The organism is Amycolatopsis acididurans, assembly GCF_012328925.1.
GTDB lineage: Bacteria > Actinomycetota > Actinomycetes > Mycobacteriales > Pseudonocardiaceae > Amycolatopsis_E > Amycolatopsis_E acididurans.
On sequence record NZ_JAAXLS010000058.1, the window covers coordinates 24,576 to 39,661 of the forward strand.

The 15,086-nt window shown below is 68.3% G+C and carries 15 protein-coding genes and 1 pseudogene; 10 read left to right on the forward strand and 6 right to left on the reverse strand.

What is annotated here, in order from left to right; all coding sequences use genetic code 11:
* Positions 1-86: 86 nt before the first annotated feature.
* Both HFP15_RS37255 and HFP15_RS37260 read left to right on the forward strand, forming a co-directional pair.
* Positions 87-365 carry a YiaA/YiaB family inner membrane protein gene (locus tag HFP15_RS37255; RefSeq protein WP_168522413.1) on the forward strand — a complete coding sequence of 93 codons (279 nt, stop codon included), beginning with the start codon at positions 87-89 and terminating at the stop codon, positions 363-365.
* A gap of 85 nt (positions 366-450) precedes the next feature.
* On the forward strand, positions 451-2,223 hold the full coding sequence (locus HFP15_RS37260) for an NHL domain-containing thioredoxin family protein (protein WP_168522445.1): 1,773 nt from the start codon (positions 451-453) through the stop codon (positions 2,221-2,223).
* On the opposite strand, the gene HFP15_RS37265 is transcribed toward HFP15_RS37260, so the two are convergent.
* Positions 2,201-2,794 carry a TetR/AcrR family transcriptional regulator gene (locus tag HFP15_RS37265; protein WP_168522415.1) on the reverse strand — a complete coding sequence of 198 codons (594 nt, stop codon included), beginning with the start codon at positions 2,792-2,794 and terminating at the stop codon, positions 2,201-2,203. The two genes, HFP15_RS37260 and HFP15_RS37265, sit on opposite strands and share 23 nt — an antisense overlap.
* A gap of 57 nt (positions 2,795-2,851) precedes the next feature.
* Here HFP15_RS37265 and HFP15_RS37270 point away from each other — a divergent pair, with 57 nt between their 5' ends.
* From HFP15_RS37270 to HFP15_RS37285, 4 genes are all read left to right on the forward strand, one after another.
* A complete protein-coding gene (locus tag HFP15_RS37270; RefSeq protein ID WP_168522417.1) occupies positions 2,852-4,216 on the forward strand; it encodes a carboxypeptidase regulatory-like domain-containing protein in 1,365 nt (454 codons plus the stop codon).
* 61 nt (positions 4,217-4,277) lie between these two features.
* Positions 4,278-4,571, forward strand: coding sequence for a GroES family chaperonin (locus tag HFP15_RS37275; protein ID WP_168522447.1), 294 nt, complete (start codon positions 4,278-4,280; stop codon positions 4,569-4,571).
* Between the two features lie 18 nt (positions 4,572-4,589).
* Positions 4,590-6,449 (forward strand): VanW family protein, encoded by a 1,860-nt coding sequence (locus tag HFP15_RS44065; RefSeq protein WP_168522419.1) that lies wholly within the window; start codon positions 4,590-4,592, stop codon positions 6,447-6,449.
* A 100-nt stretch (positions 6,450-6,549) separates the two neighbouring features.
* On the forward strand, positions 6,550-6,927 hold the full coding sequence (locus tag HFP15_RS37285) for a hypothetical protein (RefSeq protein ID WP_312871936.1): 378 nt from the start codon (positions 6,550-6,552) through the stop codon (positions 6,925-6,927).
* 58 nt (positions 6,928-6,985) lie between these two features.
* Here the strand turns inward: HFP15_RS37285 and HFP15_RS37290 are convergent, their stop codons facing one another.
* Positions 6,986-7,261, reverse strand: coding sequence for a GlsB/YeaQ/YmgE family stress response membrane protein (locus HFP15_RS37290; RefSeq protein ID WP_168522423.1), 276 nt, complete (start codon positions 7,259-7,261; stop codon positions 6,986-6,988).
* A 110-nt stretch (positions 7,262-7,371) separates the two neighbouring features.
* Here HFP15_RS37290 and HFP15_RS37295 point away from each other — a divergent pair, with 110 nt between their 5' ends.
* Positions 7,372-7,680 (forward strand): ArsR/SmtB family transcription factor, encoded by a 309-nt coding sequence (locus tag HFP15_RS37295; protein WP_168522425.1) that lies wholly within the window; start codon positions 7,372-7,374, stop codon positions 7,678-7,680.
* Positions 7,677-8,219 (forward strand): SRPBCC family protein, encoded by a 543-nt coding sequence (locus HFP15_RS37300; RefSeq protein ID WP_168522427.1) that lies wholly within the window; start codon positions 7,677-7,679, stop codon positions 8,217-8,219. The genes HFP15_RS37295 and HFP15_RS37300 overlap by 4 nt, the downstream gene beginning before the upstream one ends.
* 61 nt (positions 8,220-8,280) lie before the next feature.
* Here the strand turns inward: HFP15_RS37300 and HFP15_RS37305 are convergent, their stop codons facing one another.
* The 3 genes from HFP15_RS37305 to mug form a co-directional block, all read right to left on the reverse strand.
* Positions 8,281-10,122 (reverse strand): acyl-CoA dehydrogenase, encoded by a 1,842-nt coding sequence (locus tag HFP15_RS37305; RefSeq protein ID WP_168522449.1) that lies wholly within the window; start codon positions 10,120-10,122, stop codon positions 8,281-8,283.
* A gap of 132 nt (positions 10,123-10,254) precedes the next feature.
* Positions 10,255-11,046, reverse strand: coding sequence for a LuxR C-terminal-related transcriptional regulator (locus HFP15_RS37310; RefSeq protein ID WP_168522429.1), 792 nt, complete (start codon positions 11,044-11,046; stop codon positions 10,255-10,257).
* A gap of 204 nt (positions 11,047-11,250) precedes the next feature.
* Positions 11,251-11,805 carry a G/U mismatch-specific DNA glycosylase gene (mug, locus tag HFP15_RS37315; RefSeq protein WP_168522431.1) on the reverse strand — a complete coding sequence of 185 codons (555 nt, stop codon included), beginning with the start codon at positions 11,803-11,805 and terminating at the stop codon, positions 11,251-11,253.
* Between mug and HFP15_RS37320 the strand changes: the two genes are divergently transcribed.
* Entirely contained in the window at positions 11,804-12,166 is a 363-nt protein-coding gene (locus HFP15_RS37320) for a VOC family protein (protein WP_168522433.1), read from the forward strand. The two genes, mug and HFP15_RS37320, sit on opposite strands and share 2 nt — an antisense overlap.
* 251 nt (positions 12,167-12,417) lie before the next feature.
* On the opposite strand, the gene HFP15_RS37325 is transcribed toward HFP15_RS37320, so the two are convergent.
* A complete protein-coding gene (locus HFP15_RS37325; RefSeq protein WP_168522435.1) occupies positions 12,418-13,047 on the reverse strand; it encodes a VanZ family protein in 630 nt (209 codons plus the stop codon).
* A gap of 407 nt (positions 13,048-13,454) precedes the next feature.
* On the opposite strand from HFP15_RS37325, the pseudogene HFP15_RS37330 reads away from it, so the two are divergent.
* A pseudogene (locus HFP15_RS37330) lies at positions 13,455-14,193 on the forward strand (GGDEF domain-containing protein).
* Positions 14,194-15,086: the final 893 nt, after the last annotated feature.

Consider the following 15,086-nt stretch of genomic DNA (forward strand, 5'->3'; position numbering starts at 1 on the left):
CGAACTGCCGCAGCGCTACGTGAAGCGGAGCAAACTGAGTAGGCCTACTCAAGACAACGGCGAGGCCGTCCCGTCACCGTAGGAGCATGACGAAACCGACGACAGGCGCCTTCTTCGCGCAGGCCGCGATCTCCTTCGGGATCGCGCTCGTTGCGGTCACCGCCGGAATCGTGTTCCTGCCGGTCAACGGCTGGGTCCGGGCCTTCCTCGCACTCGGCATGCTCTACACCGTGACGTCCGCGTTCACCCTCGCCAAATGTGTCCGCGACCGCCAGGACGACAACACGCTGATCAGCCGCGTGGATCAGGCGCGGCTGGAGAAGATGCTGGCCGAGCACGACCCGTTCCGCGAGCCCGCGGTGTGAAGTTTCACATGCCGGACGTGGGGAACAACTCGCCAACAACCGCTCGTTGATCCACGACGTGACTTCCGTACAACGGCAGGCCCGCGTGCGCGCGCCCGAACTGTCGGGCCGGACGTGGCTCAACACCGGCGGCAAGCAGGTCCGGCTCGCCGAGCTGCGCGGCAGGATCGTGCTGTTGGACTTCTGGACCTCCGGCTGCATCAACTGCCTGCACGTTCTCGACGAACTGCGCCCACTCGAGCGGGAGTTCGCCGACGTACTGGTGACCATCGGCGTGCACTCGCCGAAGTTCCTGCACGAGGGTGAGGACGGCGCGATCGAGGCGGCGGTGCGCCGCTACGGCGTGCACCATCCGGTGCTCAACGATCCCGAGCTGACTACGTGGGGGCAGTACGCGGTCAAGGCGTGGCCGACCCTGGTGATCGTCGATCCGGAGGGCTACGTCGTGCACGTCGCCGCCGGTGAGGGGCACGCCGAGGCACTGCGCCGCGTCATCGCCGAACTGGTCACCACGCACGAGGCCAAGGGGACGCTGCGCCGCGGCGGAAGCCCGTACGTGCCGGTCGAGGAGCAGCCCGCCGAGCTGAGCTTCCCGAGCAAGGCCGTGGTCACCACCGAGGGCCGCGTTCTCGTCGCGGACACCGCGCACCACTCCGTCGTCGAGTTCGCCTCCGACGGGGAGACCGTGATCCGCCGGTTCGGCAGCGGCGAGCGCGGATCGGCCGACGGCGCGTTCGACGTCGCCACGTTCGCCGAGCCGTCCGGGCTGGCGTTGCTGCCCGCCGAGGTCGCCGATCGCGCCGGCTATCACCTGCTCGTCGCCGACACCGCCGGGCATCTGCTGCGCGGTATCGACCTGGTGACCGGCGAAGTGTCCACTGTGGCCGGTACGGGCGACCAGTGGCGCGACGGCGAGACCGGGGGCAAGGCCCGCGAAGTCGATCTGACCAGCCCGTGGGACGTGGTGTGGTGGCAGGACCGCGCGATCGTCGCGATGGCGGGCAACCACACGCTCAGCGCGTTCGATCCCGTCGACGGCACCGTTTCCCGGTTCGCCGGGACCACCGTCGAGGGCCTGCGGGACGGCGTGCTCGACGAGGTCTTCTTCGCCCAGACCTCCGGGCTCGCCGTGCAGGGCAAGCGGTTGTGGCTCGTCGACGCCGAGACTTCCGCGCTGCGGTGGATCGAGGACGGCGAGGCGCACACCGCGGTGGGCACCGACCTGTTCTCCTTCGGGCATCGCGACGGGGACGCCGAGGAGGCGCTGCTGCAGCATCCGCTCGGGGTCGCGGTGCTGCCCGACGGCTCGATCGCGATCGCCGACACCTACAACGGCGCGATCCGCCGCTACGACCCGGAAACCCGCGCGGTCAGCACCCTCGCCGAGGATTTCGCCGAGCCGTCCGGCCTGCTGGTCACCGACGATTCGCTGCTCGTGGTCGAGTCCGCGGCCAACCGGCTGCGCGCGCTGCCGCTGTCCGGCGGCCGGCAGGTCGCCGGGGACGCGCACGAGGTGCGCCGTCCGTCGAGTGTGCTGGCTCCCGGCGCGGTCGAGCTGGCGGTGGTGTTCACGCCGCCGCCCGGCGAGAAGCTCAACTCGGCGCGGCTGGAGATCAGCGCGTCACCGCCCGAGCTGCTGGCCGAGGGCGGGGGCACCGGCACCGAACTGACCCGCACGATCAAGCTCGCGGACGGCGCGACCGAGGGTGTGCTGCAGATCGTCGCGCAGGCCGCGACGTGCGACGAGGCCGCCGAAAACCCGGTGTGCCGGGTGACTCGCCAGGACTGGGGCGTGCCGGTGCGGCTGGACAGCGAGGGCCCCGCGAGCCTGAAACTCATTCTGGCCGGGGTGGCGTAAGCCCGCGTTCGACCACGTCCATCGCCTGGTGCAGCAACGTCACCAGGCTCGGGCCGGAATCGGGCTGCCAGCACGTGAGGGCGGCGCGGCTCGCGGCGAAGGCGGCCGCCGCCGTCGTACGGACGTAGACGTCGTCCGGTGACAGGCCGGTGCGGATCGCGATGCCCTCGACCATCGCCTCCTCGAAGGCACGGTTGGTGTGCGTGAGGCGGGGCACCAGTTCGGGATGCTCGCGGATCAGCAGCGTGCGTTCGCGGAAGGTCGCGCTCGTGGCGATCTCCGCGTACCGCTGCGCGAACACGTTCCGCACCGCAGCCAGCGGATCCTCCTCGGCGGGCCGGTCGAGAATCAGCCGCAGCACCACGGGTGCGCTGACGTCGATCGCCAGGATCGCCTCGTCCTTGCTCTCGAAGTAGTTGAAGAACGTGCGCGGCGAAACCCCGGCCTGCGCGCAGATGTCCTCCACCGTGACCGCCTGCGGACCACGCTCGCGCGAGAGCGTGATCGCGGCGTGGCGCAGCGCCTCCCGCGTCGCCTCTTTCTTCCGTTCCCGCAGTCCACTCGGTGTCACGTTAGTTACAGTACTGCATATTTGCAGCGACTGCAAAAAGCGCGTACGTTGGAAGATATGGCGGATCAAGGGGTGGAAGAAGAGCCGAAGCAATCGATCGCACGCACACTTGCGGAGACCCTGTGGTTTCCGCTTTTTTTCGTGTGCGGGTTCCTGTTCTGCTACCTGCTCGCGTTCCACGCCCCGAAGCCGCATCACATCGAGGTCGCGGTGTCCGATCCGGCCGCCGCCGCGCGCATCGAGGCGGCGCTGGAGAAGGCCGGCCCCGGCGCGTTCGACGTCGAGCCGGTCGCGACCGGTGACGCGGCTCGCCAGGCGGTGCTCGACCGCGCGGCGACGGCCGCTTTCGACGCCACGCCGGGGCACCCCGCGCTGTACCTGGCCAAGGCCGACGGCTACATGCTCGAATCGGTGCTGAGCCAGACGTTCACGCCCATCGCGGCACAGCTCGGCGGCACGCTCACCACCACCGATCTCGCACCTACCGCGAGCGGCGACGGCATGGGCACCGGCATGTTCTACCTGGTGCTGGCCTGGAACATCCCGAGCTACATCATCGTGATGATGCTGCTGCGCGCGGTCACGCTGAGCCGCCGTGCGAAGGTGCTCACCCTCGTCGGGTTCGGCGCGCTGATCAGCGTGGTCGGCTTCTACGGCGGCTTCGCGTTGCACGTCATCCCCGACAAGCCGATCGCGATGCTGCTGGCTTTCCTGCTCACGCAAGGGATCTCGCTGACGTCGTTCGGCCTGGTGCCGTTCGCGAAGCAGTTCTTCCCCGGCGTGGCGATGGGGCTGTTCGTGCTGTTGAGCATGCCCTCCAGCGGAGGCGCGATCCCGATCCAGATGGTGCCCGGCTTCTTCCGCGCGCTTCATCCCTACTTCCCCATGGGAAACCTGATCGAGGCGCTTCGCGGGATCTTCTACTTCAACGGCGCCGGCATCACGCGGCCGATCCTCGTGCTGTGCGCCTGGGTCCTGGTGGGTGTGCTGCTCGTCGCCGGGCACGCGTTGTGGCTGCGCAAGAAGGAGTCCGGCCAGGAAGAGGTGGTCGAGGAGCCGCCGGTGGAGGACCCGACGTTCGAGATGCCGCGGCCGACGGCGCTGCCCGCGCGTGCGAGGCACTTCGGCGGTCTCGAACCGGTCGTCACCGGAACGGTCCGCACCCTCGAGGGTGACGGTCTGCCGGGAGCGGCCGTCACCGTCACCGACGGCAGGGGCAATCAGCTGGTGCGTACCGTCTCCGACGCGGACGGTTCCTACGCGCTGGCCGGACTGTCCGAACAGTTCGTCGACCTTGTGATTTCCGCACCCGGTCAGCACTCCACGGTCCGCCGGCTGCTGATCCGTGAGGGCCGGACCCGGCGCGAGGACTTCGAACTGGCACCCCGGCGTCACCCGGTGGCCGCCCGATCGGGTGCGTAGCATTACTCAGGTGTCGGATGGCAACAGCGTGCCTGGCCCAGGCGCGAAGCTAGAGATCCAGATGCTGCACGACCGGGTGTTGGTGCGGCTGTCCCCGGAGGAGGGCGAGCGCCGCAGCACGGGTGGCATCGTGATTCCCGCGACGGCGCAAGTGGCGCGTCGGCTCGCGTGGGGCGATGTACTCGGTGTAGGCAGTAATGTGCGCAACGTGAAGGTCTCCGATCGCGTTCTGTTCAACCCGGACGATCAGTTGGAGGTCGAGGTCCAGGGCGAGGCGTACCTCGTCATGCGCGAGCGTGACATCCACGCCGTCGCGACCGAGCGCACGGAGCACGGCACGGGGTTGTATCTGTAGCTTCGCGGGGAGGGCGCGGTGCGAGACGACCACTACTGGCCGAGCTGGGACGGCGACGCCGACCCACCGACGCAGCGCATCATCGGGCCGCCTCCGTCCACCGAGTTCCTCGACGCCGAACCGCTCGACCCCGAGGACGCACTCGTCGGCGAGCTACTGGACACCGGCAGGGCCCGGCGTCGCCGCCAGTCACCGGGTAAGCGCTTTCTCGGTCGCGTCCTGCTGGTCACCGGCGGGGTGCTCGCGGCCGGTGTCCTGCTCTACACGGTCGATCTCGTGCTCAGCGCGGGTCACGTGCCGCGTGGCGTGATGGTGGCGGGAGTCGACGTCGGCGGTATGAGCCGCGCCGACGCCGAAAGCAAGCTGCGCAGGGAACTGGAACCGAGGCTGACCGTGCCGGTACCGGTGACCGCCGGGGATGCCAGGGCGACACTGGATCCGGTCGAGTCCGGTCTCGGCCTCGACTGGGCGACCACACTCGCGAACGCCGGGCATCAGCCGCTCGACCCGATCGCCCGGATCACGTCCTTCTTCACCACCCGCAACGTGGATGTGGTGACCACGAGCGACGCCGACGAGCTGAATCAGGCGGTGGCCAAGCTGGCCGCGGAGCGGCTCAACCACCCGCCGACCGAGGGCAGCATCGGATTCGACACCGAGGGCGGCGCGGTCACCGCGTACGCCGTCGAGCCTCGCGCGGGCCAGACACTCACCGACGTCCACGGCGCGGCGAACCTGCTCAAGGCACGCTGGCTGGACAAAACCGGCGTGCCGCTGCCCATGACGTTCACCCCGGTCAAGGCCACCTCGCAAGGCGTGCGCACCGCGCTCGACCGGCTGGTCGAGCCCGCGATCGCGAAGCCCGTGCACGTACACGGCAACGGAGTGGACACCACGCTCGATCCGCCCGCGATCGCCGCCGCGATGCGGTTCGTCGCGCACGACGGCGGAGCGCTGGAGGTGCAGCTGGCGCCGGACAAGCTGCAGCACTCCCTGCAGCCGAAGCTGGCGAGCACCGAGAAGCCGGGCAAGGACGCGCAGATCGTGTTCGACACGGGTGCGCCGACCGTGGTGCCGTCCGAGGACGCGAGCAAGATCGACTGGAACGATACGTTCAAACCGCTGATGGACGTGCTCGTCAAACCGGACGGCCGCGATCTGCCGGTGCGCTACCAGGGCGCCAGACCCAAGCTGAGCACCGACGACGCGAACGCGCTCGGTGTGAAGGAGGTCGTCGGCGAGTTCACCACCGACGGCCTGTCCGGGCCCGACGCGGACAACGTGCGGGCGATGGCGGCCAAGGTGAACGGCGCGCTGGTCAAACCGGGCGAGACGTTCAGCCTCGCCGACCGGGTCGGCTCGTTCGGCTCCGGATTCGTCGCGGCACCGGTCAACGAGGACGGCACCGGCCCGATCGTGCAGGGTGGCGGCTCCTCACAGTTCGCCACCACGCTGTACAACGCGGAGTACTTCGCCGGGCTCACCGACGCCGGGCACACCGACCATTCCTCTTATCTGGACCGGTATCCGCCCGCCCGCGACGCGGTGGCGGTCCGCGACGACGGATCCATGGCGGACCTGCGGTTCACCAACAACCTCACCAGCGGCGTCGCGATCCAGGCGATCTCCTCGGGATCGTCGGTCACGGTGCGGCTGTGGGGCACCAAGCAGTACCGCGTCGAAAGCGACAGCGGTCCCCGCCAGGACCTCACCCCACCGCCGATCCAGCAGCAGCCGCCGGGATGCCGGCCCACGATGGGCGAGCCCGGTTTCACGGCGACGGACACGCGGGTGGTCTACGACACGGCGTCCGGCGCCGAGGTCCGGCGGGACACCAGGACCGTCCACTATGCACCGCAGCCGCTGATCTTCTGCTAGAGAAGCGTGCCTGTTGCCTCGTGAGGCGGTGGTAGCCGCCGATGGTCGAGCTCGATACCCTCGGTTGTCGCTTGTAACTCTCTGTATGGAGGTTGTCGTAGTGAGAACGTGGTCGCCTGCCAGGATCTTCCTCGTCTGCGCGAGTGTGGCGGGAGCGGTACTGACCCTGCCCGCGACGGCGAACGCGGCCGAGCCCGAACCGGCGCTGGTGCACGCGTCACCGATGAACGAGTGCAAGCTCAACGTGCGGGCGGGGACCGACGTCGGGTCCACCCTGCTGACCACTCTTACCTGCGACAACTACACCACTTGCACGCACGCGGGGGACACGCCGTGTGGCCCGTACGTCACGGGAGGCGTGTACACCTGCGTCGACGGTGACAACAAGTCGGTGACCGACAACCGCTGGGCCGAGGTCGCCTGGCGGGCACCGCAGAAGTCCTACATCGCGGTGTCCTGCGCCGCGTTCCGGCAGTAGAAAACAGGGCGGGGAAAGCCCTTTCGGACTTTCCCCGCCCTGCGCCCTGCCGGTTGGTCTACCTGTGTAGGTGGCGCCTGCCGTATGCGCCGCCGACCAGCGAAACACCGATGGCCGCGATGACCACCTGGGTCAGGAGTTCGAGCCAGTCGAACCCCGGTGTGTTCGCGTAGCCGAGACCGCGCGCGATGGCCGTACCGATGAAGGCGGCCACGATACCGACGAGAATCGTCAGCCAGATCGGGATGCTTTGCTTACCCGGTGCGACGAGTCGCCCGAGCGCACCGATGATCAGACCAACGATGATCGCCGTGATGATTCCGGTGATGGTCATCGAAACTCCTTATGTCGCTGGCGTCCTAGGAATACCGCTTCGCCTCCTGACCAAACCACAGCGGGCTATATTTGCTTGAATGTATATACGCCTGTTGTTATATTGGCTGCGTGGACGTGTTCGAAGCCGTGGCCGAGCCGAACCGCCGTGCGCTGCTGGACCTGCTCGCCGACGGTGAGCGGGCCGCGGGCGAGCTCGTGGCGAGCCTGCCCGGCCTCACCCAGCCCGCCGTGTCCCGGCATCTGCGCATCCTCCGCGAGGTCGGCCTCGTCGAGGTCCGGCCGGACGGGCAACGCCGCATCTACGCGCTGCGCGCGGACGGTCTTGTCGAGATCGACGACTGGATCAGCCGGTACCGCCGCTACTGGCCGCGCCACCTCGACGCACTGGAAGCGCACCTCAAGGAGCTCCCGAAATGACCGACCTCGGCGAACTGACGATGGACGGCGACCGCGCCACGATGACGTTCCGGCGCCGCCTGCCGTATCCCATCGAAACCGTATGGGCCGCGATCACCGATCCCGGCCGGCGCAAATCCTGGTTCGGGCAGACCACCCTGGAGGCCCGCGAGGGCGGCACGATCGAGATGCTGCCCGACGACCCGCCCGCGCCGCCCGAGGCCAAGCGCATGACCGGCCGGATCCTGATCTGGGAGCCCCCCGCCCGTCGTTCACCATCCTCAACGGAGCTGCGCTCTCCCCTGACCGCTGTCTTCGAGCACGAGTGGAACCAGCGCATCGTCGATGAGAGCGTGGTCCGCTACGAGCTGACCGAGGACGGCGACGGCACGCTGCTGACCTTCACCCACCGTGGTCTGTCCGCGCGCAACGCCAAGGGCTTCATCCCCGGCACGCACGCGTTCCTCGACCGGCTGGCCGCGCACCTCGCCGGTGGTCCGCTGCCCGCCTGGCAGGAGCGCTACGACGAGGTCGCGCCCGCCTATCCGTCCTGGTCCTGAACAACACGAAGGCCCCCTCGTCGGGTGACGAAGGGGCCTTCGCTGCGGGGAACCGGGAGGATCAGAAGGCGGCTTCGGAGACCTCCATGAGGTCGTTGTCCGCGGCCTCCACGATCGCGCGCCGCGAGGTCAGCTCGGGCAGCACGGTCTTGGCGAAGAACGAGGCCACGGCGATCTTGCCCTCGTAGAACGCCTTGTCCTTGGCCGAGGCGCCGTCGAGCCTGGTCAGCGCGACCTCCGCCTGGCGCAGCAGCTGCCAGCCGACGAGCAGGTCACCGGTGGACAGCAGCAGCCGCACGGTGTGCTGGCCGACCTTGTACAGGTTCCTGACGTCCTCCTGCGAGGAGGTCAGGTCGCCGATCATCGAGCCGAGCATGCCCTGCACGTCCTCCAGGGCCTGCTTGAGCAGCTGACGCTCGTTCTTGAGCCTGCCGTTGCCTGCCTCGGACTCGATGAACTTGGTGATCTCGCCCGCCACGAACGCGAGCCCCCGGCCCTTGTCGCGGACGATCTTGCGGAAGAAGAAGTCCTGCGACTGGATGGCCGTGGTGCCCTCGTACAGGGAGTCGATCTTCGCGTCGCGGATGTACTGCTCGATCGGGTAGTCCTGCAGGAAGCCGGAGCCGCCCAGGGTCTGCAGCGACTGCACGAGCTGCTCGGTGGCGCGCTCGGAGCCGACACCCTTGACGATCGGCAGCAGCAGGTCGTTGACCCGCTCGGCCAGCTTCAGCGACTCCTCGTCGCCCTCCTGCGTCCACACCTGGTCCTGGAACGACGCGGTGTAGAGGTACACCGCGCGTAGCCCCTCGGCATAGGCCTTCTGCAGCATCAGCGAGCGGCGCACGTCCGGGTGGTGGGTGATGGTGACCCGCGGGGCGGTCTTGTCCGTCATCTGGGTCAGGTCCGCACCCTGCACGCGCTCCTTGGCGTACTCGAGCGCGTTGAGGTAACCGGTCGACAGCGTCGCGATGGCCTTGGTGCCGACCATCATCCGCGCGTACTCGATGACCTGGAACATCTGCGCGATGCCGTCGTGCACCTCGCCGAGCAGCCAGCCCTTGGCCGGGGTGCCGTGCTGGCCGAAGGTCAGCTCACACGTGGTGGAGACCTTGAGGCCCATCTTGTGCTCGACGTTGGTGACGAAGGCGCCGTTGCGCTCGCCCAGCTCACCGGTCTCGGAGTCGAAGTGGAACTTCGGCACGAGGAACAGCGACAGGCCCTTGGTGCCCGGCTTGCTCTCGATGCCCGGACCCTCGGGACGGGCCAGCACCAGGTGCATGATGTTCTCGGTCATGTCCTGGTCGGCGGAGGTGATGAACCGCTTTACGCCGTCGAGGTGCCAGGAGCCGTCCTCCTGCTTGACCGCCTTGGTGCGGCCGGCGCCCACGTCCGAACCGGCGTCCGGCTCGGTGAGCACCATGGTGGCGCCCCACGCGCGGTCGATCATGATCCGCGCCCAGTGCTTCTGCTCCTCGGTGCCGTTCTTGTCCACGATCATGGCGAAGTTCGGGCCTGCCATGTACATGAACAGCGCCGGGTTGGCGCCCAGGATCAGCTCGGAGGCGGCCCACTGCACCGTCGGGGGCAGACCGAAGCCGCCGAGGTCGTTGGTGAGGCCGAGCCGCCACCACTCGCCGTCCCACAGCTGCTGGTAGCTCTTCTTGAACGACTCCGGCAGCGTCGCGGAGAAAGTCTTGGGGTCGTAGACCGGGGGGTTGCGGTCCGCGTCGGCGAACGATTCGGCGAGCGGGCCGACGGCCAGGTTGTTCAGCTCAGTCAGCACACCGCGGGCGGTGTCCTCGTCGGACTCCGCCAGTACGCCCTTGCCGAGGCGGTTCTGGACGCCGAGCACCTCGAACAGGTTGAACTCGAGGTCTCGGACATTGCTCTTGTAGTGGCCCATGTCGTTACTCCGTTTGTTCATCGGTTCCGGCTGGGCGCATGACTGTTTCCCTACTGGCCGGTAACTTCAGGATATTACCTGCCGGTAACCACGGCAAGGAAAATCAGCCCTCTGTGATGGAAAGATCCTTCGTCAGCGTGCGCGGTACTCGGCCATGCCCGACGGCGGCGTGGACGCCTGACCTGGCGTCCCACGTTCGGGGGTGTCCTCGGGCTGCGCGATGAGGATGCCGTTGCGGAACGCGATCGTCACTGCGTGTGTTCGGTCGCGTGCGGACAGCTTGCGCAGGATGCTCTTGACATGTGTTCGCACGGTCTCCACCGACAGGTAGAGCAGCTTCGCGATCGCCGCGTTCTCCAGACCTTCGGCTACCAGCTGTAACACCTGGTACTCGCGACGGGACAGCGGCATGCGTGGGCGGCGGGCCGAAACCAGGCTGTCGCCGCCCCGCAGGCCCTGCCGCTGGGGTGCCGCGAGCGGGGCCAGCGCGGGGTCGAGAAAGCGGCGGTCGAGGTGGGCGCGGCGGATGGTCTCGATGAGCCGGCGGGCCTCCGCGTTGCGCGGCAGCGCCCCGTGCGCACCGGCGAGCATCGCGGACTGAAGGTAGGCCGGGTTCTTGTGCGCCTCGCGCACCATGACGACGACCAGCAGTGCCGGATCGCCCGCGACCAGCAGTTTCGTCAGATGACCGTGCGGGTCCAGGCCCGAGTCGAGCAGGATCACGTCGGGGTGGACCTGCTCGGCCAGCTGCAGCGCCGCGTGCGGGTTGCCGGCGTGGCCCGCCCAGTGCAGCCCGGGTGTGCGCTGCACGATGGAGGACAGTCCCTCGCGCGTGAACGGAACCGGATCGACCGCGGCGACGCCGAGGCTTCGGACGGGGGGCGAGCCCTGCGGTGCCCTGCCGGGCTCGTTACTGCGCGTCATCACGACTCCGTCTCGGCATGGTCGAGCCTGGCTTGCCGTTGTGCCGGTGAGTCCCTCCCGCGGTGACCCACCGAGCGCGGACGACAATCAACCCGGTCCCCCCTGCTGGAACCGGCCAGGCATCAACACTCGTCCATTGTGGGAGTGCTTAGACCGCTTGGCGTGACGCGGGTTCACCCGGCAGAGTTCAATATCGATAAAGCACTACTCTGAGTAGACACTTGCTCGCAGTCGAGCAAATTCCTCGGCGAGGGTCTGCGGCGTCCAATGGGCATTGAGCCCGCTCGGATTGGGCACCACCCAGACCATTGTGGCGCCGATCCGCTCCTCCTGCTCGCCGACTGTCGCTTTCGGACAGTTGAACGCCGTTCGGTACGCGGTGATGCCGACCACGGCGAGGCAGCGGGGGCGGTAGCGCAGGACCTTCCGCCGCAGTTTCCGGCCACCTTCGCGCAGTTCCTCCGAGGTCAGCTCGTCGGCGCGTGCCGTGGCCCGTGCGACGAGGTTCGTGATGCCGAGCCCGTAGCCGAGAATCTCGTTCTGCTCCGACGGTTCGAGGCGTCGTGGGGTGAATCCGCCGGCGTGTAGCGCGGGCCAGAACCGGTTACCGGGCCGGGCGAAGTGGTAACCGGTGGCGCCCGAGTAGAGGCCGGGGTTGATGCCACAGAACAGCACGCGTAATCCCGGCGCGATCACGTCCGGGATGGTCGTGCCGTGCGCGGCCACGAGCTGGTCCTTGGTGGGACGAAAGGAAGTCATGAACAGCCGGATCCTAGCCATCGCCATCGACTGCCACGACGCCGACGCGCTGGCCACGTTCTGGTGCGGCGCGCTCGGCTACCGGGTCACCAGACGCTGGCGCGACGTCAACCGCGTCGAGTACGTGGAGATCGAAGGCGCGCGCGGCGAACCGATGCTGCTGTTCCAGCCGGTACCCGAGGGCAAGACGGTGAAGAACCGCCTGCACCTGGACCTGGCCCCCACCGAGGGCGGCCAGCAGGACGAGGTGCACCGCCTGATCTCGCTGGGCGCGACACGGCTCGCGGACGAACCCGAGTTCCCGTGGGTCGTTCTCGCCGACCCCGAAGGCAACGAATTCTGTGTCCTGCCCGCGCGGTAGAGCAGCGGGTCTCACCTTCGCGACCTGGTGTTCCTCCGGCCAAGCACGGTTCGCTGCCCGAAAAGTGGCGTAGATCGCACTGCGGGAGTACTCTGTGTGATCTGCCACACAAGCACGACGCCAAGGGAGGCGGCGTGGAGATCGCACTTGTTCTCGGGCTCGTAGCGCTGATCTTCGCTGCGGCCACTGTCACGGTGGCTTGGGAAGACCGACGAGCCGCACGGCGGGCGGCAGCCAGCCGCGCCGCGCGATTAGCGCGCCTTGGCGAGGTCGACCCGCTCGCGAACCGGTTCCGAACCGGTTCGCGCTGAAGCGCGCAGGGTCAGCAGCAGCGCACCGGCGATCCAGCCGAGTGCGGCACCTGTGGTGTTCGTGCCGAGGTCGTCCACATCGAAGATCCGGTACTGCAGCGGCGCCGTGCCCCAGTTCGCGGTCAGCTGGGTCATTTCGATCAACAGCGAGCAGGCGAACCCGAGCAGCACGGTCCCGGCGAATCCGCGCTTCCACAGCAGCCGCGCGAACATCCCCAGCGGCACGAACAGCAGCACGTTCAGCGCCATCTGCTCGAACGCGGGCGTGGTGAACGCATGCACCGGTGACGCGCCGCCCAGTTCGCGCCGCACGTCGTCGATCCACTGGAACGGCACGAGCTGGATGCCTTGGGACAGGGGGCGCGTGTTCGGACCGGGCAGCGGCAGCAGCACCACGGCCAGCGCCAGACAGAAGTAACACAGCAACGCGCCGGTCGCGGCCACCTTCGGCACCACGATCCGCCCGTACCGCACCGTGTGCAGCACCAGCTGCGGTACCAGCACGACCGCCCACAGGGCGAGGAACACTCCCAGTCCCGCTTCCAGCGCGTTGACCTGTGTTGTCGTCATGCCTCGACGTTATGGCCGCCACCCGGTCGCGCTGATCGGTCGAATGGCCAGGGTGAGGCGCCATTCGGCCAGAAACACCAGTTCAACCTCGAACCGCCGCCGGGTTCGTCCGGCCGGATCGCGGCGGTGCCGTAGATCCACTATTACGACGGTTTTTGACCGCCACCCAGAGTTATTGATTTCTTATTTCCGAAACGTGTCCCTTTGCGCTCAACGCACCCGTTGATGCACTGAACTTCCTTGTGTCACAAGGATTCTGTGACGTCGCGGCCCGTGTTGGTCACAACTGGCGCGGGTGTGGAGATCATTTCCGTTTTGAATACGCAGAGCAACCTGTCGTCGTCCGGTTGAGCGATATTCGCGTTTGCTTGTATCGATCGCTCAAGCCGCGCGTCCAAGTAGACGACATGAACTGCGTGACGGAGGTGGACACGGTGCCGACCGAGCAGGCAGCGCCCGACCAGGCCGGCCTGCACGAGGCCATGGCGGCGGTGCTCGCCGCGCGCGGCGACTGGCGGCGGGCGTACGAGCACCTGCGTACCGCGCTGGATCTCGCCCGGGCACAGGAGCCGCCGGTGCCCGAGCAGTTCCGTCAGGAAGTGGACCGCCTGCGCCGCGAACGGGCGCAGGCGCGGGAGGAGAGTCTGCGGGACGCCCTCACGGCGGTCTACAACCGGCGTTATCTCGACCGGCGGCTCGCCGAGGCGGCGACACCATTGGCCGTCGCACTGGTGGACATCGATTTGTTCAAGAACGTGAACGACACGTTCGGTCACCTCGTTGGCGATCAGGTGCTCAGATGTGTCGCCACGCTGTTGCGGGAAGGCCTCCCACACGACGGTTTCTGCGCACGCTACGGTGGCGAGGAGTTCATGCTCGTGTTGCCGGCGGTTCAACCGGAAGCCGCCGTCGAGGTCGCTGAACGGGCACGCACGCAGATCGCGAACTACCCGTGGTCGGCGGGTGTGTCCTGGGCTTTCGGTGACCATCAGCGTGGGCCTGGCGTACGAAGCGGGGGAGTCCCCCGGTGGCCGTCGGCAGGTGCTGGAGGCCGACCATCTCCTTTACGCCGCGAAACACGCCGGCCGCAACCGGGTTGCCTATCGCGAACACGATCGCGTAAGGCTTATTGAGTACTGTCCGTAGCCATTAGTGGGCCATTCCCCTTTTTGTTGCCATACCGTTCACCCGCTTTGTCGCTGCGCGCGCCAGTTCTCGCACTCTACGTAAAAAAAATTCGCGGGAGGGTGTCGTCATAGACGGCGAGTATCCGTACGATAACGATGCTCGCCATCCAGGCGATCAACCCTGTGGCGGTCGATCCCGCCCTTGTGATGACGAGAGGAGACCGGGTGCCAGACGATCACGCCGCAGGCCCCGGCTCCCGTGGCAGTGGCGGTACGCCGCGCGCTCGTCGTCGCCGCTCGATCGACACCCATGGCGGTATCAGCGTTTCGGACGTGCTGGCCCAGCACACCGGCATCCGCCCCTCCTTCGACGCGAGCAGGACCAGCTCGCACGAACGCGGGGTCAAGGACCAGCATCCGTCCATACCGCCCGCGGCAAGGCGCCCGGCGCCCGCGGAGCCGCGCCCGGAACCTCCTGTGCAGCGACGCCCACCGGCCCCGCCGGCGAACCGCGTACCGCGCCGTGCCGCACCGCCGCAGGCCCCCGGCCCGGCCGCACCGGCCCCGGCACGCCCCCGCACCCAGACGGAAGCGCCGGCCCCGCTCCGCCCGCCGAAGGCAGATCCGCCGGATGGGACTCTGGCGCCGAGGGCCGAGCGTCCGGGCGCGGCTCCCCCACCGAACGCCGGGCCCGCGCAGGCACCGCGCCCGCCGAGAGGCGAGCCACCGGCCGCGCCGCGCCCTTCCGCGGAGGCCGCGGGCCGCCACGCCTCAGTCCCCGACATGCAGCCTCCCGCGGGTTTTCCGGGACGGCCGGAGCCCTCGGATCGGGTGCGTCCCTCGGGTGAGTTCCCGGCGCGACCGGAGGCCTCGGAGCAGCAGCGGCCGCCCGCGGATACGCCCGCCCGGCCC